Annotated in this window: 18 protein-coding genes; 7 read left to right on the plus strand and 11 right to left on the minus strand. The window is 64.1% G+C overall.

Annotated elements, in window-relative coordinates:
- The 3 genes from AC0L15_RS31830 to AC0L15_RS31840 all read right to left on the minus strand — a co-directional run.
- On the minus strand, positions 1-327 hold a 327-nt coding region (locus tag AC0L15_RS31830; RefSeq protein WP_473498236.1), incomplete at its 3' end, for a biotin/lipoyl-containing protein.
- A 229-nt stretch (positions 328-556) separates the two neighbouring features.
- Entirely contained in the window at positions 557-1,570 is a 1,014-nt protein-coding gene (locus tag AC0L15_RS31835; RefSeq protein WP_023802698.1) for an alpha-ketoacid dehydrogenase subunit beta, read from the minus strand.
- Between the two features lie 2 nt (positions 1,571-1,572).
- Positions 1,573-2,805, minus strand: coding sequence for a 3-methyl-2-oxobutanoate dehydrogenase (2-methylpropanoyl-transferring) subunit alpha (locus AC0L15_RS31840; RefSeq protein WP_128176560.1), 1,233 nt, complete (start codon positions 2,803-2,805; stop codon positions 1,573-1,575).
- Positions 2,806-3,153: 348 nt separating this feature from the next.
- Here AC0L15_RS31840 and holA point away from each other — a divergent pair, with 348 nt between their 5' ends.
- Entirely contained in the window at positions 3,154-4,197 is a 1,044-nt protein-coding gene (gene holA / locus AC0L15_RS31845; RefSeq protein ID WP_287240046.1) for a DNA polymerase III subunit delta, read from the plus strand.
- Positions 4,198-4,607: 410 nt separating this feature from the next.
- Here holA and AC0L15_RS31850 read toward each other — a convergent pair whose 3' ends face one another.
- The 5 genes from AC0L15_RS31850 to mnmE form a co-directional block, all read right to left on the minus strand.
- A complete protein-coding gene (locus tag AC0L15_RS31850; protein ID WP_128245761.1) occupies positions 4,608-5,492 on the minus strand; it encodes a ParB/RepB/Spo0J family partition protein in 885 nt (294 codons plus the stop codon).
- Positions 5,493-5,527: 35 nt separating this feature from the next.
- The gene (locus tag AC0L15_RS31855) at positions 5,528-6,328 is read right to left on the minus strand and encodes a ParA family protein (RefSeq protein WP_287141032.1); all 801 of its coding nucleotides are present in this window, start codon (positions 6,326-6,328) and stop codon (positions 5,528-5,530) included.
- Between the two features lie 36 nt (positions 6,329-6,364).
- Positions 6,365-7,000 carry a 16S rRNA (guanine(527)-N(7))-methyltransferase RsmG gene (gene rsmG, locus AC0L15_RS31860; RefSeq protein ID WP_128171034.1) on the minus strand — a complete coding sequence of 212 codons (636 nt, stop codon included), beginning with the start codon at positions 6,998-7,000 and terminating at the stop codon, positions 6,365-6,367.
- Positions 6,997-8,871, minus strand: a complete 1,875-nt coding sequence (gene mnmG / locus AC0L15_RS31865) for a tRNA uridine-5-carboxymethylaminomethyl(34) synthesis enzyme MnmG (RefSeq protein WP_287250451.1) — start codon at positions 8,869-8,871, stop codon at positions 6,997-6,999. The genes rsmG and mnmG overlap by 4 nt, the downstream gene beginning before the upstream one ends.
- 241 nt (positions 8,872-9,112) lie before the next feature.
- On the minus strand, positions 9,113-10,435 hold the full coding sequence (gene mnmE, locus AC0L15_RS31870) for a tRNA uridine-5-carboxymethylaminomethyl(34) synthesis GTPase MnmE (protein WP_287250449.1): 1,323 nt from the start codon (positions 10,433-10,435) through the stop codon (positions 9,113-9,115).
- Positions 10,436-10,499: 64 nt separating this feature from the next.
- Here mnmE and AC0L15_RS31875 point away from each other — a divergent pair, with 64 nt between their 5' ends.
- The gene (locus AC0L15_RS31875; protein WP_287250447.1) at positions 10,500-12,518 is read left to right on the plus strand and encodes a thioredoxin domain-containing protein; all 2,019 of its coding nucleotides are present in this window, start codon (positions 10,500-10,502) and stop codon (positions 12,516-12,518) included.
- 188 nt (positions 12,519-12,706) lie between these two features.
- On the opposite strand, the gene rho is transcribed toward AC0L15_RS31875, so the two are convergent.
- The 3 genes from rho to hemE form a co-directional block, all read right to left on the minus strand.
- Positions 12,707-13,972: a transcription termination factor Rho gene (gene rho / locus AC0L15_RS31880; protein ID WP_027153631.1), complete on the minus strand. Its 1,266-nt coding sequence runs from the start codon at positions 13,970-13,972 to the stop codon at positions 12,707-12,709.
- A 298-nt stretch (positions 13,973-14,270) separates the two neighbouring features.
- The gene (gene hemJ, locus AC0L15_RS31885; RefSeq protein ID WP_027153630.1) at positions 14,271-14,822 is read right to left on the minus strand and encodes a protoporphyrinogen oxidase HemJ; all 552 of its coding nucleotides are present in this window, start codon (positions 14,820-14,822) and stop codon (positions 14,271-14,273) included.
- On the minus strand, positions 14,819-15,847 hold the full coding sequence (gene hemE / locus AC0L15_RS31890; RefSeq protein WP_287250446.1) for a uroporphyrinogen decarboxylase: 1,029 nt from the start codon (positions 15,845-15,847) through the stop codon (positions 14,819-14,821). The genes hemJ and hemE overlap by 4 nt, the downstream gene beginning before the upstream one ends.
- Positions 15,848-16,250: 403 nt before the next feature.
- Here hemE and AC0L15_RS31895 point away from each other — a divergent pair, with 403 nt between their 5' ends.
- The 5 genes from AC0L15_RS31895 (at position 16,251) to dnaQ (ending at position 20,118) form a co-directional block, all read left to right on the plus strand.
- Positions 16,251-17,072: a pyruvate, water dikinase regulatory protein gene (locus AC0L15_RS31895; RefSeq protein WP_023802686.1), complete on the plus strand. Its 822-nt coding sequence runs from the start codon at positions 16,251-16,253 to the stop codon at positions 17,070-17,072.
- Positions 17,073-17,269: 197 nt separating this feature from the next.
- The gene (locus tag AC0L15_RS31900; protein WP_287250444.1) at positions 17,270-17,869 is read left to right on the plus strand and encodes a Maf-like protein; all 600 of its coding nucleotides are present in this window, start codon (positions 17,270-17,272) and stop codon (positions 17,867-17,869) included.
- Entirely contained in the window at positions 17,862-18,704 is an 843-nt protein-coding gene (locus tag AC0L15_RS31905; protein ID WP_473498241.1) for a shikimate dehydrogenase, read from the plus strand. Before AC0L15_RS31900 ends, AC0L15_RS31905 begins: the two co-directional genes overlap by 8 nt.
- A gap of 5 nt (positions 18,705-18,709) precedes the next feature.
- Complete coding sequence (gene coaE / locus AC0L15_RS31910; RefSeq protein WP_287250442.1) at positions 18,710-19,312, plus strand: dephospho-CoA kinase; 603 nt, start codon at positions 18,710-18,712, stop codon at positions 19,310-19,312.
- Positions 19,313-19,398: 86 nt separating this feature from the next.
- A complete protein-coding gene (gene dnaQ / locus AC0L15_RS31915) occupies positions 19,399-20,118 on the plus strand; it encodes a DNA polymerase III subunit epsilon (protein WP_027153624.1) in 720 nt (239 codons plus the stop codon).
- Positions 20,119-20,343: the final 225 nt, after the last annotated feature.

Here is a 20,343-nt window from a genome sequence, read left to right on the forward strand (position 1 = left end):
GGGGTTAGGGGTGGGGGTACTGCGGTCGGTGCTCTTGGCGGCCGCCTCGCCGCCCGGCTCCGCAGCTGCCTTCACATTGCCCTCGCCGGCCACTTTCAAGCGTACAATGGGCGAGCCGATCGCCACCGTGTCGCCGATCTCCGCACCCAGCCAGACGATCTCGCCGTCGACTGGCGAAGGAATCTCGACCGTCGCCTTGTCGGTCATGACGGCGGCAAGCACCGCGTCCTCGCGCACGAGATCGCCGACCTTGACCTGCCATTCGACCAGTTCGGCCTCGGCGACGCCTTCGCCGACATCGGGCAGCTTGATCACATATTCGCCCATCGTCAGGTCCCCTCTACCGAAGCGTTTGCGCTGCCCCTCACCCCTGCCCATTCCGGGGCGAGCCGCTTGTCTCGCCCGTCCTTCGGACCCCCGTGAAAAACGGGGAGTTGGGGATCGCCGGCGTGGCGGCCAGTCCCTTCTCCCCGTTCTGCACGGGGAGAAGGTGCCGGCAGGCGGATGAGGGGCGGCGCCACCATTGGCAATTGGTCTGAGACTCTGCCGGCCATCGTCAGGCCTCCATCGTTTCGACGAGTGCGCGGCCGAGCCTGGCCGGACCGGGAAAATAGTCCCATTCCTGCGCATGCGGATAGGGGGTGTCCCAGCCGGCGACCCGCACCACGGGCGCTTCCAGATGGTAGAAGCAGTTTTCCTGCACCAGCGCCGACAGCTCGGCGCCGAAGCCGGATGTCAGCGTCGCCTCGTGCACAATCACGCAGCGGCCTGTCCTGTTGACCGAGTCGACGATCGTCTCGAGATCGAGTGGCAGCAGCGTCCTCAGATCGATGATCTCGGCGTCGATGCCGGTCTCCTCGGCCGCCGCCTGCGCGACATAGACCATCGTGCCGTAGGCCAGCACGGTGACAGCGGCGCCCGGCCGGCGGATCACCGCCTTGCCGAGCGGGACCGTGTAATGCCCGTCGGCGACCTCGCCGAGCTCATGCTTCGACCACGGCGTCACCGGGCGCTCGTGATGGCCATCGAACGGGCCGTTGTAGAGCCGCTTCGGCTCCAGGAAGATCACCGGATCGGGATCCTCTATCGCCGCGATCAGAAGACCCTTGGCGTCATGCGGATTGGACGGCACGACGACCTTCAGGCCGGAGACATGCGTGAACAGCGCCTCCGGGCTCTGGCTGTGGGTCTGGCCGCCAAAAATGCCGCCGCCGGTCGGCATCCTGACCACGATCGGGCAGGTGAAATCGCCGTTCGAGCGGTAGCGTAGCCGCGCCGCCTCCGAGACGATCTGGTCATAGGCCGGATAAACATAGTCGGCAAATTGCACCTCGACGCAGGGTTTCAGGCCGTAGGCGGCCATGCCGATGGCCGAGCCGACGATGCCCGCTTCGCTGATAGGCGTGTCGAAGCAGCGGCTCTTGCCGTATTTCGCCTGCAGGCCTTGGGTGCAGCGAAAGACGCCGCCGAAAAAACCGACATCCTCGCCGAACACGATGACGCGTTCGTCGCGCCCCATCGACACGTCCATGGCGTCGCGGATCGCCTCGATCATGGTCCGTCTTGGCATGGTCAGACCCCCGCCTGCTGGCGCTGGCGTCTGAGATGCGGCGGCATCTCACCATAGACGCCTTCGAACATGTCGCGCGTCGAAGGCTTGCCGCCGGCATGCAGCGTGCCGTGGCGCTCGGCCTCCCTTTGCGCCGCGATCACCGTTTCGAGGATTTCCGCCTCGGCCTGGGTGTGGCGCTCGTCCGACCAGACGCCGCGCTGGATGAGATGGTTCTTCAGCCTGACGATCGGGTCGCCGAGCGGCCAGGCGTCGGATTCGGCCTTCGGCCGGTAGGCCGACGGATCGTCGGAGCTTGAATGCGCGCCGACGCGATAGGTGACATATTCGACCAGCGTCGGCCCAAGATTTTTCCGCGCCCGCTCCGCCGCCCATTTGGCCACCGCGTGGACGGCGAGATAGTCGTTGCCGTCGACCCGCAGCGACGGAATGCCGAAGCCGAGGCCGCGGGCGGCAAATGTGCCGGAGCCGCCGCGGGCGATGCCCTGGAAGGTCGAGATCGCCCACTGGTTGTTGACGACGTTGAGCACGACCGGCGCCTTGTAGGTCGAGGCGAACACCAGCGCCGAATGGAAGTCGGACTCGGCCGTCGAGCCGTCGCCGATCCAGGCGGCGGCGATCTTCGAATCATTGCTGATCGCCGAAGCCATCGCCCAGCCGACCGCCTGGATATATTGCGTCGCCAGATTACCGGAGATCGAGAAGAAGCCGTGCTCCTTCGACGAATACATGATCGGCAGTTGCCGGCCCTTCAGCGGATCGGCCTCGTTCGAATAGATCTGGTTCATCATCGTGACCATCGGATAGCCGTCGGCGATGAGCAGGCCGGCCTGCCGATAGGTCGGGAAATTCATGTCGCCCGGCGCCAGCGCCTTGCGGAAGGCGCAGCTCACCGCCTCTTCGCCGAGATGCTGCATGTAGAACGAGGTCTTGCCCTGCCGCTGCGCCATCTGCATGCGCGCGTCGAAGCTGCGCAGCGTCATCATATGGCGCAGGCCTTCCAGCAACTCGTCGTCGGAAAGCAGGCCGGCCCACGGCCCGACGGCTTCGCCGGCGCGGTTGAGCACGCGGATGATCGAAAACGCCAGATCACGGATATCACGCGGATCGACATCGATCTCGGGACGCGGCACCGAGCCGGCCTTGGGGATGGTCACATCAGAAAAATCCGGCGTCCCGCCCGGTCGCACCTCGGGCTCCGGCACATGGAAGCGCAACATTCCCGCATCGGCCATGACCTTCGTCCTCCCATGTTGCCCGGCCAAGATACTTGCACACCGGCAGACCAGTGCCAATTCGTCGGGCAAGGCTTCCGGCCAACCACCGCGCCGCCAGCAGCACCTGTCAGGATGAAGATATGTCAGCGAAATTTCTTGTCGATCTTCCGGCTCTGCGCGCAATTTGGCGCATGATTACGCCGGGTTTCCCGCCAGATTGGACAAGGCCTCGGATTGAGGCTGAGCACGGCGGCCGGAGCTGCCAATCTTCCCCCTTGTGGGGGGATCACGCTCCTCATCGTTTGTCCGCAGCGATTGCCCACCTATCGTTTCACCCCGCGCCCGCATCATGCTAACCCAGAACCCATGGCACAGAAGAAAGGTTACGAGGTCGATTCGTGGTTGGCGCGGCCGGACCCGCGTGTCTCGATCGTCCTGCTCTACGGGCCCGACCGCGGGCTGGTCGCCGAGCGCGCCCGTGCCTTTGCCGGCAAGACCGGCCTGCCGCTCGATGATCCGTTCTCTGTGGTCAGGCTGGACGGTTCGGAAGTCGATCGCGACGAGGGCCGCCTGCTCGACGAGGCCCGCACCGTGCCGATGTTTTCGGACCGGCGCCTGCTCTGGGTGCGCAATGCGTCCGGCCAGAAGGCGCTTGCCGACGACGTCAAGGCGCTGACCGCGGAGCCGCCGCGTGACGCCATCATCCTGATCGAGGCCGGCGACCTGAAGAAGGGCGTCGGGCTGCGCGCCATTGTCGAGGCGGCGGACATTGCCATGGCGCTGCCGTGCTACGCCGACGAGGCGCGGGACATCGATACGGTCATCGACGACGAATTGCGCAAGGCCGGCATGTCGATGACGCTGGAAGCCCGCCAGGCGCTGCGCCGCAACCTCGGTGGTGACCGGCTGGCCTCGCGCGGCGAGATCGAAAAGCTGGTGCTCTATGCCCACGGCCAGAGCGAAATCGGCCTCGATGACGTCAAGGCGACGTCGGGCGACGTCTCTGGCCTGTCCTTCGATGACGCCGTCGATGCCTTGCTCGACGGCAAGGTCGGCGACTTCGACATCGCCTTCACCCGTCACTGCCAGTCCGGCGGCCAGGCATTTCTGGTGCTGTCGTCGGCGATGCGGCAGCTGCAGGCGATCCAGGCAATGCGCGGCCTGATGGACGCCGGCGGCCGCAACGCCGCTTCGGTCGTCGCCGCGGCGCGCCCGCCGGTTTTTTTCGCGCGGCGCAAGCTGGTCGAAAAAGCCCTCGAACGCTGGAGCAGCGAGGCGCTCGCCCGCGCGCTCAACCGCCTGCAGACGGCGGTGCTGCAGACCCGGCGCCGGCCGGACCTCGCGGTCGCGCTGGCCCGGCAGGCGCTGCTCGGCATCGCCGTGGAGAGCGCAAGACTGGCGCGCACCTGATCTCCCCCCTTGAGGGGGAGATGTCGCCGAAGGCGACAGGGCAGCGCGTGGAGCGCCGACATCTTCTTCGCTTCAGCAAGGTGCCGGCGCTTGATGTGAGGCGACCCCTTCTGGCCTGCCGGCCATCTCCCCCTCAGGGAGGGAGATCAGCAGCCTCGACGATTTCGCCAATCACCGGCGCTAGAAAAGGGAAGGGCTGGCAATCGCCGCCCCTCATTGCCCTGCCGGCCTCTTATCGGCAACGTTGGTGATTGGCGAAGCCGTCGATGACAGCCCCCTCTCCCCGTCACTATACGGGGAGAGGATGCCGGCAGGCAGGTGAGGGGCGGCGCAAACGCTGGAGCAGGTAGCCTATAAGGTCGCCGATCCTCGTCTAAAACAAGCGGGACCCGAGGCTCTTTGCCGGCTAATTACCCCTCCTGCTTCAGCCGCCGGCAAAGCTCGTCGAGTTGCTCCAGCGTCCGATAGGCGACGCTGATCACGCCGCCGCGCTCGTTGTGCTCGATCGTGACGAACATGCCGAGCGTGTCGGTCATGAACTTTTCCAGCGCCCGCGTATCAGCATCCTTTTGCACCGGTGCTGCAGGCTGTCGCTTCACCGTCGGCGCACCCGCCGGCATCTGCGCCAGCGCTTCGGCCTGGCGCACCGAAAGCCCGTCCTCGACGATGCGCTTGGCCAGGCCCGCCGGATCCTGCGCCGTCACCAATGTACGGGCATGGCCGGCCGACAGCGCGCCGTCGACCAGCATGTCGCGGATCACGTCCGGCAGCTTCAACAGCCGCAGCGTGTTGGCGACATGGCTGCGGCTCTTGCCGATCACCTGGCCGAGATCGGCCTGGGTGTAGCCGTGATCGTCGATCAGCTGCTGGTAGCCCATCGCCTCCTCGACCGGATTGAGGTCGGTGCGCTGGACGTTCTCGATGATCGCCAGTTCGAGCGCGGTGCGATCGTTGACATCGCGCACGATGATCGGGATCTCGCTCAGCCCGGCGCGCTGCGCGGCGCGCCAGCGCCGCTCGCCGGCGATGATCTCGTAGCGGCCAGCTTGCGTCGGCGATGGCCGCGCCACCACCGGCTGCACCACGCCATGTTCGCGGATCGACTGGGCAAGATCGGTCAGGTCGGCGTCGCCGAAATGCCGGCGTGGATTCTTTGGGTTCGGGCTCAGGAACTCGATCGGCACCTTGCCGTCGGCATTCATGCCCGGCTTTTCCACTGCTGCCGGACGATCGATTTCGCCGATCAGCGCCGCCAGTCCCCGGCCCAGTCTTTTTCTCGAAAGGTCTTCGCTCATCGTCTGTCCAGATCGTTTCGGTATCAATTCGGCTTCTAAGCGGCGCGCAGTTTGCGCTCGCGGCGGATCACCTCGGAGGCAAGCTGCAGATAGGCCTGGCTGCCGGAGCATTTGAGGTCGTAGAGGATCGCCGGCTTGCCGTAGGACGGCGCCTCGGAGACGCGCACATTGCGCGGGATGACGGTTTCATAGACCTTGTCGCCCATATGCGCCCGCACGTCCTGCACCACCTGGTTGGCGAGGTTGTTGCGCCCGTCGAACATGGTCAGCACGATGCCCTGGATGGTCAGCTCGGGATTGATCGAGCGGCGGACCTGCTCGACCGTCTCCAAAAGCTGGCTCAGGCCCTCGAGCGCAAAGAACTCGCATTGCAGCGGCACCAGCACCGAATCGGCTGCCGCCATCGAGTTCAGCGTCAGCAGATTGAGCGACGGCGGGCAATCGATCAGCACATAGCCAAAATTCGCCGAGCGCTCGGCCGAGGCACGCAAGGCGTTGCGCAGCCGCAGCACCCGGTCCGGCGCCGAGGCGATCTCCATTTCGATGCCGAGCAGGTCGAGCGTCGACGGCACGATAGACAGTCCCGGCACCGCCGTCGGGATCGCCGCCGCCTCCAGATCGAGCTCGCCGGTCAGCACGTCATAGGAGGAAACGGTCCGGTCGCGCCGGTCGATGCCGAGACCGGTGCTGGCATTGCCTTGCGGGTCGAGATCGACGATCAGCACCTGCTCGCCGATCGCCGCCAGCGCCGTCGCCAGATTGATGGCCGTCGTCGTCTTGCCGACGCCGCCCTTCTGGTTGGCTACGGTGATGATTCGGGGGCCATTCTTCATCATGGGTCTATGCCAGAAATTCATGCCGAGGTCGCCGATCTAAGTCAGTTGGCGCAAATCAGACAGTTCGAGGATGACGCCATGAGCGTCGGTCGCGCTGGCATGTTCTACCAGATCGAACGACCATCGTTGAGCGCTTTCTGCCAATTCGGTACGGTAATCCCGGCCTTTGTGGAACAGGCCGCAGGTGCCCGTCGTCAGCCACGGCGCCGCCAGTTCGAGCAACACAGGAAGCGACGCCAGCGCTCTGGCGGTAACGATTTGAGGTGTTGAAACAAACGGATACGCGTCGTCGATGCGCCGTGCGACGACCCTGGCCGGCAGGTTGAACTGGCCCACGACCGCTTGCAGGAACGATGCCTTTTTCCGATTGCTTTCAACCAGGTCGATGCTGGCGCCGTCGCGCTCGGCAAGCAGGAACGCCAGCACCAGGCCGGGAAAACCGCCACCGGAGCCGAGATCGAGCCAGCGCTTCGCGTCTGGTTTGATTCGCGCCAGCTGCGCGCTGTCGAGGATGTGGCGGCGCCAGACGTCGCCCTGCGTCGACTGCGCCGCCAGGTTTATCCGGCGGTTCCATTTCTGAAAGACCGTCTCGAACTCTACCAAGCGTTCGAATGTTTCACGTGAAACCGGACCGGCAGCCGATTGCAGGCCCGCCCATGAGGCAGCGCTCACGCAACATTCCTTCGCGTGGCAGCCTCGGCGTTGCGGACATGCGCGACAATGATTGCCAGTGCCGCCGGCGTCATGCCTTCCATACGCTGAGCGTCGGCGATCGAGCGCGGCTGACGTGCCAGCATCTTTTGCTTCAACTCGTTGGACAGCCCCGGAACGGAAGCAAAATCGAGCGACCCCGGGATCAATCGGCTCTCTTCATGCCTGATCTGCGTGACGTCAGCTTGCTGGCGATTTAGATAGACCGAATATTTCGCTTCCGTTTCAAGGCGTTCAGCCGTTTTGCTGTCAATTCCCGCAAACTGCGGGGCGATTCTGGCCAGCCAGGCGACGTCGACGCCGGGATAGGCCAGCAACTCATAGGCCGAGCGGCGTACCCCGTCCCGGTTGATCACCAGCCCATGACGCGCCGCTTCATTCGGGGTCATGGTGAAGCCAAGCGCAAGGTCCCTCGCATTTTCAAGGTTCTGCACGATATCGCTAAACCGTTGCATCCGCTCCTGCGAGGCAATCCCGAGCTTCATCGCCAGCGGCGTCAGCCGCTCATCGGCATTGTCGGCGCGCAGCGACAGCCGGAACTCGGCCCGCGAAGTGAACATCCGATACGGTTCGGCGATGCCACGGCTGGTCAGGTCGTCGACCATCACCCCGATATAGGCCTCGGTGCGGCTGAGCACGATCTGGTCGCTTGCCGACGTTTTGCGCGCGGCGTTGAGGCCGGCCAACAACCCCTGCGCCCCGGCCTCCTCGTAACCGGTGGTGCCGTTGATCTGCCCGGCCAGAAAAAGACCGGCGATCCGCTTGGTTTCGAGCGTCGGCTTGAGCTCGCGCGGATCGACATGGTCATACTCGATGGCATAGCCGGGCTGCAGCATGGTGGCGCGTTCAAGGCCCGGAATGGTTTTTAGAATGTCGAGCTGCACGTCCTGCGGCAGCGAGGTCGAAATGCCATTCGGGTAGACCGTGTCGTCGTCCAGTCCTTCCGGCTCGAGAAAAATCTGGTGGCCTTCACGATCGCCGAACTTGACGATCTTGTCCTCGATCGACGGGCAGTAACGCGGCCCCACCCCTTCGATCGAGCCGGAATACATCGCCGAACGGCCCAGATTGGCGCGGATCAGATCATGTGTAGCCGCCGTCGTGCGCGTGATGCCGCAATGGATCTGCGGATTGTCGATGCGGTCGGTCATCAGCGAGAACGGCACCGGGTCGTCATCCGCCGCCTGGCTTTCCAGCGACGCCCAATCGATCGTGCGTCCATCCAGCCGTGGCGGGGTGCCGGTCTTCAGCCGTCCGAGCTTGAAGCCGGCGCGGCTCATCGTAGCCGACAGGCCAAGGCTGGCTTGCTCGTTCATGCGGCCGGCAACGATTTTCTTGTCGCCGATATGGATCAGCCCGCGCAGGAAAGTGCCGGTGGTCAGCACCACGGCGCCGCAGCCAAGCCGGCGGCCATCCGCCAGCAGCACCGCCCCCAGGCGCCCATTGGCGATTTCGAAATCCAGGACCTCGCCCTCGACCACGTCGAGACCCGCCTGTTCGCGAATCGCCGCTTGCATGGCAAGCCGATAGAGTTTTCTGTCGGCTTGCGTGCGCGGCCCGCGCACCGCCGGGCCCTTGCGGCGATTGAGCAAACGGAACTGAATGCCGGCCGCATCGGCGACGCGCCCCATCACCCCGTCCATGGCGTCGATCTCGCGGACCAGATGGCCCTTGCCGAGGCCGCCGATCGCCGGATTGCACGACATGACGCCGATTGTCTCGAAGCGCAGCGTCACCAGGGCAGTCTTCGCGCCAGCGCGCGCGGCAGCACTGGCCGCCTCGCAACCAGCATGGCCGCCGCCCACGACAACCACATCATAGTGATCGGTCATTTTTAGTGTTCCAGATTCAGGGTGACCGACACATGTCCCCGTCAGGACGTAGTGTCAAGAACAGCTGCGGCCTTCTTTCCTTCTCCCCTTCTGGGAGAAGGAAGAGTCGCACAGCGCCCGGAACCTAGAATGAAGCGATTGCTCAGCGAATCGTTTCACGTGAAACAATGCCTTCGAGCTAATCGCGTGGTGTTTCACGTGAATCACCCAGAGCTGGCCGGCCCGCAATGTTTCACGTGAGTCATTTGCCGATGCAGAACTGCGCAAAGATGACATCGAGCATGTCCTCGACATCGACCGCTCCAACAATGCGGCCAAGCCGATCAGCCGCCAGCCGCAATTCCTCTGCCCGCAGCTCTTGCCCGCGCCCATCCTCTGCCGCTGCCGCCAGCAGGAAGCGCTTCGTCTCGTTGAGCAGTTCGACGTGCCGCAGCCGCGATGGCAGGATATCGCCGGCCTGGCCGACCTGCGCAGCGGCGCGACGGCCGATCTCGGCCAGCAATTCCGCCAACCCGGTGCCGTTCCTGGTTGAGATTGCCAGGTCATAGCGCGCCACAAGCGATTCATCCCGCAGCAAATCGGACTTCGTCCCAATCCTCAAGGCCGGGACATCAGGTGGTATTGCGCCGATCGGCACGGGCTCCACCATATCCTCCAGCACCAGCAGCAGATCGGCAGTGCCGGCCTTGCTCCTCGCCCTTTCGATACCGATCGCCTCGATCCTGCCGGGCGTCTCGCGCAGGCCGGCGGTATCGGTCACTCTTACCCGCATCCCCTCCAGGTCCAGCGCCACTTCAAGCAGATCGCGGGTGGTGCCGGGCTCTTCGGTGACGATCGCCGCCTCGCGCCGGGCCAGAGCGTTGAACAGGCTCGATTTGCCAGCATTCGGCGCACCAAGAATGACGACCTCGAAGCCGTCGCGGATGATTTCGGCGGCCCGGAAGCCTTGGACATGACGCTCGATCTCGCCGATCATCGCGCGGACGCCGGACCAGACCGTGTCTGCAACGGAACCCGGCACATCGTCTTCGTCGGCAAAATCGATTTCCGCCTCGATCATCGCCCGCGCATGAATCAGCCGACGGCGCCAGGCGAGGTAGAGCTCGCTCTGCACGCCTTCGGCATTCCGGACGGCAAAGCGCCGCTGCGCCTCGGTCTCGGCATTGACGAGATCGGCCAGCGCCTCGGTCTCGACCAGATCGACCTTGCCATTGAGAAAGGCGCGGCGGGTGAACTCGCCCGGCTCGGCATGTCTGACGCCGTCCAAGCCGGCGATCACCTCCAGCATCTTCGCCACCACGGCCCGCCCGCCATGGACGTGGAATTCGGCGACATCCTCACCGGTAAAGCTGTTTGGGCCGGAAAAGAAAACCACCAGCCCGCTGTCGAGCACCGATCCGTCCAGCGCCCTGAACTGGCGATAGGCGGCAACACGGTTCTTGATCTTGGGGCCAGCAATCGTTTCAACGACGAATCGACTTTGCGGTCCGGAAATGCGGATCACGGCAACACCGGCGGGCAGGCGGCCGCTCGACAGGGCAACAATGGAATTACCTGAAATCATTTGCCGACCCAGCACAACCGCCCTAGCTTCGCTTGTTCACCAACAGATTGCCGAGTTATCAACAGTGACGTTGCCCGCGAAGAACCTGCTTGCCGAAGAGGCCAGCCCCTATCTGCAGCAGCACAGCGGCAACCCCGTGCATTGGCGGGCGTGGTCGCCGGCATCGCTCGCCGAAGCCAAGGCGCTCGAGCGGCCGATCCTGCTCTCAGTCGGCTACGCCGCCTGCCACTGGTGCCATGTTATGGCGCACGAAAGTTTTGAGAACGGCGACGTCGCCGCCGTCATGAACCGTCTGTTCGTCAATATCAAGGTCGATCGCGAAGAGCGGCCGGACATCGACCAGATCTATATGGCCGCATTGTCGGCGATGGGCGAGCAGGGCGGATGGCCGCTGACCATGTTTTTGACACCGGACGGAAAACCTTTCTGGGGCGGCACCTATTTTCCGCGCGAAGCCCGTTACGGCCGCCCGGGCTTCGTCCAGGTGCTGGAGGCGGTCGACAAGGCGTGGAGCGGGAAGAAAGAAAGCGTTAACCAAAGCGCCCACGGCCTGACCACGCACGTCGAGGCGCGGCTGGCCGGCCGCCATGCCAAGGCGGTGCTCGATCGCGACACGCTCGCGACGCTCGCCAACGGCATCGACGGCATGATCGACAGGGATCTGGGCGGGCTGCGCGGCGCGCCCAAATTCCCCAATGCGCCGTTCATGCAGACGCTGTGGCTGTCCTGGCTGCGCGACGGCGCCACAGCCCATCGTGACGCTGTCCTGCTCAGCCTCGAAAAGATGCTGGCGGGCGGCATCTATGACCATATCGGCGGCGGGCTGAGCCGGTACTCGACCGATGCCGAATGGCTGGTGCCGCATTTCGAAAAAATGCTCTACGACAACGCGCAGCTCATCCGGCTGTGCAACTGGGTTTTTGCGGCGACCCGCAACGAATTGTTCCGGGTACGAATCGAAGACACGATCGACTGGCTGCTGCGCGAGATGCGCGTCGATGGCGGTGCTTTCGCCGCCAGCCTGGACGCCGACAGCGAGGGTGAGGAGGGGTTGTTCTACACCTGGAGCAAGGATGAGATCGAAACCGCTCTCGGCGACGAATCCGCCTTGTTTTTCAACTATTTCACGCTTTCCAGCCCGCATGGCTGGGAGGGCAAGCCTATCATCCACCAGACTGAAGCCCAGCAAAAACAAAGCGTCGCCGATCGCGACCGGCTCATTCCGCTCACAGAAAAACTGCTGGCGGCCAGGGAGCAGCGCGTCAGGCCCGGGCGTGACGGAAAAATCCTGACCGACTGGAACGGCCTGGTGATCGCGGCTCTCGCCGAGGCCGGGCGCGCCCTGAAACGGATCGACTGGATCGAGGCGGCGGAACAGGCCTTTGCTGCCATTGCCAGTGCTGGCCGAGACGGTCGCCTGCCGCATTCGATGCTTGGCGCCAAGAAGCTGTTTCCGGCGCTGTCGAGCGACTACGCCGCCATGGCCAACGCCGCAATCTCGCTGTTCGAGGCTACCGGAACATCGAGTTATGCCGAGCTGGCCGGCCAATTCATCGCGCAGCTCGACCAATGGCATAGCGATAAGAACAGCACCGGCTACTACCTGACCGCGTCGGACAGCAGCGACGTACCGATCCGCATCAGGGGCGATGCCGACGAGGCCATCCCGTCAGCCACCGGCCAGATCATCGAGGCCATGGTCCGATTGTCGTCGCTTTCCGGCGATCTCGAATTGCAGGAAAAGACCTGGAAGATCGCCGAACACGCCGCCGGCCGTGGGGCGCATCAGGCCTATGGCCAGGCGGGGATCGTCAACGCCTGTGCCCTGGCAATCGAGCCGTTGAAGCTGGTGCTGGTGGATAGCTCAGAGAGTCCAAGGCTTGTTCCGGTAGCGAATCGAAATCCCGACCCGCGCCGGATCGACACGATCGTGCCGGTCGGTTCGGCGACAAACCTGCCGATGCTGCCAGGCAGCGTTCTGCCGCCAACGACCAAGCCCGGCGCCTGGCTGTGCACCGGGCAGGTCTGCCTGCCGGTGATAACGGACGCCGAGGAACTCGAGCGGCGGTTGCGGCGCGGATAGGAGAGGGGATGCGGCACGGCTCTCCCTTCTCCCCTTGTTTGTGGGAGAAGGTGGCCGAGCGACAGCTCGGTCGGATGAGGGGTGTTCCAGATTGGTGCGACCGCACTCCGTCCAGCACCCCTCTTCCGCCTCGGCGCTGCGCGCCGATCCACCTTCTCCCACAGGGGAGAAGGCAAGAGGCGCCAACCTTACGTATTCATCGAATCGAAGAAATCCGCGTTGGTCTTGGTCTGCTTGAGCTTGTCGATGAGGAACTCGATAGCGTCGGTCGTGCCCATCGGCGCCAGGATGCGGCGCAGCACGAAGATCTTTTGCAGGTCCTGGCGGGCGACCAAAAGATCTTCCTTGCGGGTGCCGGACTTGAGGATGTCCATGGCCGGGTAGATGCGCTTGTCCGCCACCTTGCGGTCGAGCACGATTTCCGAGTTGCCGGTGCCCTTGAACTCTTCGAAGATGACCTCGTCCATGCGGCTGCCGGTGTCGATCAGCGCGGTGGCGATGATGGTCAGCGAGCCGCCTTCCTCGATGTTGCGGGCAGCACCGAAGAAGCGCTTCGGCCGCTGCAGCGCATTGGCGTCGACGCCGCCGGTCAGCACCTTGCCGGATGACGGCACCACGGTGTTGTAGGCGCGGCCGAGGCGGGTGATCGAATCCAGCAGGATGACGACGTCGCGCCCGTGCTCGACCAGGCGCTTGGCCTTCTCGATCACCATTTCGGCGACCTGGACGTGGCGCACCGCCGGCTCGTCGAAGGTCGAGGAGACGACCTCGCCCTTCACCGAGCGCTGCATGTCGGTGACTTCTTCCGGCCGCTCGTCGATCAACAGCACGATCAGGTAGCATTCGGGATGATTGGTGGTGATCGAATGGGCGATGTTCTGCAACAGCACCGTCTTGCCGGTGCGCGGCTGCGCCACGATCAGGGCGCGCTGGCCCTTGCCGAGCGGCGCCACCAGGTCGATGACGCGGGCCGAGATATCCTTCGAGGTCGGAACGTCCATTTCCATCTTCAGCCGCGAGGTCGGGTAAAGCGGCGTCAGATTGTCGAAATGGATCTTGTGGCGGATCTTTTCCGGGTCGTCGAAATTGATCGTGTTGACCTTGAGCAGGGCGAAATAGCGCTCGCCCTCCTTCGGGCTGCGGATCGGGCCCTCGACGGTGTCGCCGGTCTTCAGCGAGAACCGGCGGATCTGCGACGGCGAGATGTAGATATCGTCCGGACCCGGGAGATAATTGGCATTGGCCGAGCGCAAGAAGCCAAAACCGTCCTGCAGCACTTCGACGACGCCGTCACCGATGATCTCGATATCCTGGGTCGCCAGCCGCTTCAGGATCGCGAACATCAGCTCCTGCTTGCGCATGACACTGGCGTTCTCGACCTCGAGCGATTCGGCATAAGCGATCAGCTCTGGCGGTTTCTTGTTCTTGAACTCTGTGAGTTTCATTTCTTGCATCATTAGACGGACTCTGAGTGAGTAAGTATGGGGAAAATATCGGCGGGATGCGACAAATGCCGGGCGCGGCCGAAGCGATGAAATGGGGCGGCGCATGACGGGAAGGAAGACCCGTCTTTTATCGTTGGTCGACTGAAAGAGCAAGCCGCCTTTTGCGAGCACCAATCGCATCAGGTTTGCGCTGCCCCTCACCTGCCTGCCGGCATCCTCTCCCCGTATAGTGACGGGGGAGAGTGGGGCGCTCTCATTGATGGTTTCGCCAATTACCAGCGTTGCAGATATCGGCTAAGCACGAAGCTCAAAACGGCTTCACGATTACCAGCACGACGATGACGATCATCAGCAATGTGGGAATCTCATTGACGATCCGCCAGTGCTTCGCGGGCTTTTCGTTGCGGTCCTCGGCGAATTTGCGCACCGCGCCGGCCAGATAGCCATGAACGGCCGAGAGGCCGAGCACCGCGGCGATCTTGGCATGCAGCCAGCCACCCTGAAAACCAAAACCTTTCCAGGCAAGCCAGAGGCCAAACGCCCAGGTGATGATCATGGCTGGATTGATGATGCCGCGCAGCAGCCGGCGCTCCATCACCTTGAAGGTCTCCGACTGGACGGAGCCCTTTTCCGCGTCGGCATGATAAACCAGCAGCCGCGGCAGATAGAGCATGCCCGCCATCCAGGAGATGACGGCGATGACATGGATCGCCTTTGCCCAGGGATAGAAATCATCCGGCCCGAACAGGAACAGAAGCGCCGCCAGGACGAGGAAGATGACGATGGCGATCGCTGCTCGACGCATCGCTGCACCACCGCTGCTGCCCGCACCACTGTTGGCGTTGTTCATGTCGGTCATCGATGCGCCCGCACCATCTTCACCATCGCCTCGACATGCGCGATCGGCGTTTCCGGCGTGATGCCATGGCCGAGATTGAAGATCAGCGGTCGATCGCCCAGTGCTTTCAGGATTGCGTCGACACCGTCTGAAAGCGCCTTGCCGCCCGCCACCAGCCGCAACGGATCGAGATTTCCCTGCACGGCGCCGTCGCGCTGCAGTTCCCTCGCCGTCGTCAACGGCACGGTCCAGTCGAGCCCCAGCCCGGTCACGCCGGTTTTTCGGCGATAGCTGCGGTAATGGGCGCCGGCGCCCTTGGGAAAGCCGATGATCGGAATGTCGGGATGGACGGCCCGGACCTGCCTGACGATCTCCGCCACCGGCCTGACGCAAAACGCCTCGAAAGAAACTTCGTCGAGCACGCCGGACCACGAGTCAAAGATCTGCACCACATCGGCGCCGGCTTCGATCTGTCGGATCAGATAGGCGGCCGAGTGATCGGCAAGCACGTTCAGCAATTGCAGGAAAGCCGCCGGCTCGCGATAAGCGAACAGCCGCGCCGGGGCCTGGTCTGAGGTGCCATGGCCGGCGATCATATAGGTCGCCACCGTCCACGGCGCGCCGCAGAAGCCGATCAGCGTCGTCTGATCAGGCAGTCTTGTCCGCAATCGCCTGACCGTCTCGTAGACCGGTTCGAGATTCACGTGAAACGTTTCGCCGTCGAGAGCCGCAATCTCCGTCGCCGAGATCGGCGTCAACAACGGTCCGCGTCCCTCTTCGAAGCGCACGTCGCGGCCCAGCGCATGCGGCACGACCAGGATATCGGAAAACAGGATCGATGCATCGAAGCCGAAACGCTCGATCGGCTGCAGCGTCACTTCCACGGCAAGATCGGGATTATAGCAAAGATCGAGGAACGATCCGGCCCGCCTGCGTGTCTCGCGATATTCCGGCAGATAGCGGCCGGCCTGCCGCATCATCCAGAGCGGCGGCGGAGATACCGCCTTGCCTCTCAACACGTCCAGCATGATGCGGTTTTCAGGCATTCAGCGCTCGCCTCTCCAGGCTTCTCTATAATTAAATATTCTATTTCTAGGAATCTTATGATTCTAAGAGTCTGTTGGTATCGGTGGTTGTCTCCTGTCCCGCCTTGCCCCGGAAAAGGCCAGCCAGCATATTGTCGCGTGCTTCTTCTGCCGGATAGGAGGAGTTTGGGGACAGTTGGAAATTCCCGACTGGGAACAATGCGTTACCGCCCGCCTGGAGAAAATGGCCCTGTGGATGAGGCCGAGTCGAAAAAGCCCGTCCCCGGACTTGTCCCCAGCCGCCCGACGAAGCCGACAGCGCATCGAATTGTGGACAAACTGGCATCTGATACAGTCGCCCCGAACCGGCCGATCTTTCCGACCGACCTTATCCACATCGCCCCACAGCTTGGAACGTACCCCTGTGAACAAACCCCAGAGCTTCTTTCACCTTCACCTGATTTCCGATGCCACCGGTGAAACGCTGCTGGCGGCCGGGCGCGCGGCTTCGGCGCAATACAAGGATGCGCGCGCCATCGAGCATATCTACCCGCTGATCCGCACCGAAAAGCAGGTGACGAAAGTGTTCGAGGACATCGAGGAGGAGCCGGGCATCATCCTTTACACGGTCGTCGACCAGAAGCTCGCCCGCGGCATCGACGAGCGCTGCGCCGCCATGGGCCTGCCTTGCGTCTCCGTGCTGGAACCGGTGCTGACCGTGTTCCAGTCCTATCTCGGCACGCCGGCCGGCCGCCGCGTCGGCGCCCAGCATGTGCTGGACGCCGAATATTTCCGCCGCATCGACGCGCTCAACTTCACCATGGAGCATGATGACGGCCAGCTGCCTGCCAATATGGACGACGCCGACATTGTGCTCGTCGGCATTTCGCGCACCTCGAAGACGCCGACCAGCATCTATCTCGCCAATCGCGGCATCAAGACCGCCAACATCCCGATCGTGATCGGCGTGCCGGTGCCGGAAAGCCTGGTCAACGCCACGAAGCCGCTGATCGTCGGGCTGATCGCCACCGCCGAGCGCATCTCGCAGGTGCGCCAGAACCGCATCCTCGGCAACACCAGCGCCTACGAGCCGACCGACTATGTCGACCGCGCGGCAATCAGCGAGGAACTCGCCTACGCCCGCCAGATCTGCACGCGGCACGGCTGGCCGATGATCGACGTCAGCCGCCGCTCGATCGAGGAGACGGCGGCGGCGATCGTTGCACTGCGGGGAAAGACGCGCTAGGCTTCCGGCGATTGTGCTGTGGGCGGTCCTTTCCTTCTCCCCTTGTGGGAGAAGGTGGCCTCGCGAAGCGAGGTCGGATGAGGGGTGTTCCAGCTTGGCACCGACGGCGATCCTACCAACACCCCTCAACCGTCTTGGCGCTACGCGCCAATCCACCTTCGCCCACAAGGGGAGAAGGCAAGATCAGGCGATAAACAATGGCCGAAAAAATCATCCTTGCCTCGGGCAGCCCGTTCCGCAAGGCGTTGCTTGTCCATGCCGGCGTGCCGGTCGAGGCGGTCCCGGCGGAAGTCGACGAGCGCGCGCTCGAAGCACCCTTGCAAGGCAGCGGTATCTCGCCCGAGGACGTCGCCCTGGTGCTGGCCGAGGCCAAGGCCACCGAGGTCAGCGAGCGAATGCCCGGCGCCCTGGTGCTCGGCTGCGACCAGACGCTGTCGCTCGGCGACGAAGTGTTTCACAAGCCGGCCGACATGGAAGCCGCCCGCCGCCATCTCCTGGCGCTGTCGGGCAAGACCCATCAGCTCAACAGCGCCGTGGTGCTGGCCCGCGACGGCGCGGTTCTGTGGCGGCATGTCGGCGTCGCTAGCCTGACCATGCGGAAGCTCGATCCGGCCTTCATCGGCCGCCATCTGGCGCGCGTCGGCGCCAAGGCGCTGTCCAGCGTCGGCGCGTACCAGATCGAAGGCGAGGGCATCCAGCTGTTCGAAAGAGTAGAGGGCGACTATTTCACCATTGTCGGTCTGCCGCTTCTGCCCGTCCTGGCCAAGCTGCGCGAACTCGGAGCCATCGATGGCTGAGGCCGCGAAAAAGGCCTTCGTCACAGGCCACCCCGTTGCGCATTCCCGGTCGCCGAAGATCCACGGCTATTGGCTGGCGAAATACGGCATCGACGGCAGCTACCGGGCGATCGACGTCGCGCCAGATGCTTTTGCCGAATTCATGAGAACGCTCGAGGCGAATGGCTATCGTGGCGGCAACGTCACCATCCCGCACAAGGAGGCCGCCTTCGCGCTGGCGGCGCGCCGCGACGACGCGGCCGTACAGATCGGCGCCGTCAACACGCTGTGGCTCGAGGACGGAATTTTGTGCGGCGGCACCACCGACGCCCATGGCTTTGCCGCCAATCTCGACGAGCATGCGCCGGGCTGGGCAGACAACGGCCCGGCGGTGGTGCTTGGCGCCGGCGGCGCCGCCCGCGCGGTCATCCATGCGCTCAAGCAGCGCGGCATCAGTGACATCCGCATCGTCAACCGGACGCTCGCCCGAGCCGAGGAGCTGCGCCACCGCTTCGGCGCCGGGGTCTCGGCCCACGGCACGGCGGCGACCCGCGAGCTGCTTGCCGATGCCGGCCTGCTGGTCAACACGTCAGCGCTTGGCATGCATGGCAATGAAGGCCTGTCCGCCGATCCGGCCAGACTGCCGGACCATGCCATCGTCACCGACATTGTCTATGTGCCGCTGGAAACGCCGTTGCTGGCCGCCGCCAAGGCGCGCGGCCTGAAAGCCGTCGACGGGCTCGGCATGCTGCTGCACCAGGCGGTGCCCGGCTTCGAGCGCTGGTTCGGCATCAGGCCTGAGGTCACTGCCGAATTGCGGCAGATGATCGTCGCCGATCTCGGCGCCAGGGAGTAAAAAACATGATCGTGCTCGGCCTCACCGGATCGATCGGCATGGGCAAGTCGACGACGGCCAGGATGTTTGCCGAGGCCGGCGTGCCTGTCCACGATTCGGACGAGGCAGTGCATCGCCTCTACGCCGGCAAGGCGGCTCCGCTGGTCGAGGCGGCGTTTCCCGGAACGACGAATTCCGGCTCGGTCGATCGCACCAGGCTGGCCGAGCGGGTGCTCGGCGATGCTGCCGCACTGAAACGGCTGGAAGCGATCATCCACCCGCTGGTCCGCGCCGACGCCGACGCTTTCCTGGCCAGACACCGGGCCGCCGGCGCGCCGCTTGTCGTTCTCGACATCCCGCTGCTGTTCGAAACCGGTGGCCGCGACCGGGTCGACAAGGTCGTGGTGGTCACCGCGTCGCCCGACATCCAGCGCGCCCGCGTGCTGGCGCGGCCGGGCATGAGCGAGGAGAAACTGGCGTCGATCCTGGCCAGGCAGGTTCCCGACGCCGAAAAGCGTGAGCGCGCCGATTTCGTCATCGACACCGGACAAGGTTTTGATGCGGCGCGCGCGGCGGTCAATGCAATCGTCGCGAAACTGGTCGGGGATAAAGCCGGCAAGCCTGCTTAACGGCGCTTGCGCCCGGCGTAATATGTTGCCAATTTGTTCCCATCATGATTCGGCTGGACTACCGCCGGACCCAACGGACTGATTCGATGCGCGAGATCATCTTCGATACGGAAACCACCGGCCTCGATTTCCGCGATGACCGCGTCATCGAGCTTGGCTGCATCGAGCTGGTCAACCGTTTCCCGACCGGCCGCACCTTCCACCACTACCTCAATCCGCAGGGACGACCGATCCATGCCGAGGCGCAGGCCGTTCATGGCATCAGCGCCGCCGACCTGATGGGCAAGCCGACCTTCAGCGACATCGCCGAGGAGTTCCTTGCCTTCATCGACGGCGCCAAGCTGGTCGCCCACAATGCGACTTTCGACATCGCTTTCCTCAATGTCGAATTCGGCCGGCTTGGCCATCCGGTCGTTGACCCCGGACTTGTCGTCGACACGCTGGCGCTGGCGCGCCGCAAGCATCCGATGGGGCCCAATTCGCTGGACGCGCTGTGCCGGCGCTACGGCATCGACAATGCCCGCCGCACCAAGCACGGCGCCTTGCTCGATTCGGAATTGCTGGCCGAGGTCTATATCGAGCTCATCGGCGGCAAGCAGGCGGCGCTCATCCTCGACAGCGCCACGGCGCCGGCCGGCGGCAGGAGAAACGTCGACGACATCGACATCAGCATCGCCGCGCGGCCGATAGCGCTGCCGTCTCGCCTGACCGAAGCAGAGCGCGCCGCGCATGCGAACATGGTCGGCACATTAGGCGAAAAGGCGCTCTGGCTGCGCGTCGCCCGGGAAGCGAGTTCTGCGGCATAGCGATTTTTGGCGTAGCGATCCTTCGCGCCCCCCTCTGTCCTGCCGGACATCTCCCCCACGAGGGGGGAGATTGGACTTCACACCGGCTTTCGCCAGTCTGCAAAGTCGCAGGAATGAACGGAGCGCCGAAACTGCCAATCTTCCCCTTGTGGGGGAGATGGCCGGCAGGCCAGAGGGGGGCGCTGTCCCGCCGACTTCTCAACAAAAAACCCGGCGCGAGGCCGG

The sequence above is a fragment of the Mesorhizobium sp. WSM4846 genome (assembly GCF_055811415.1).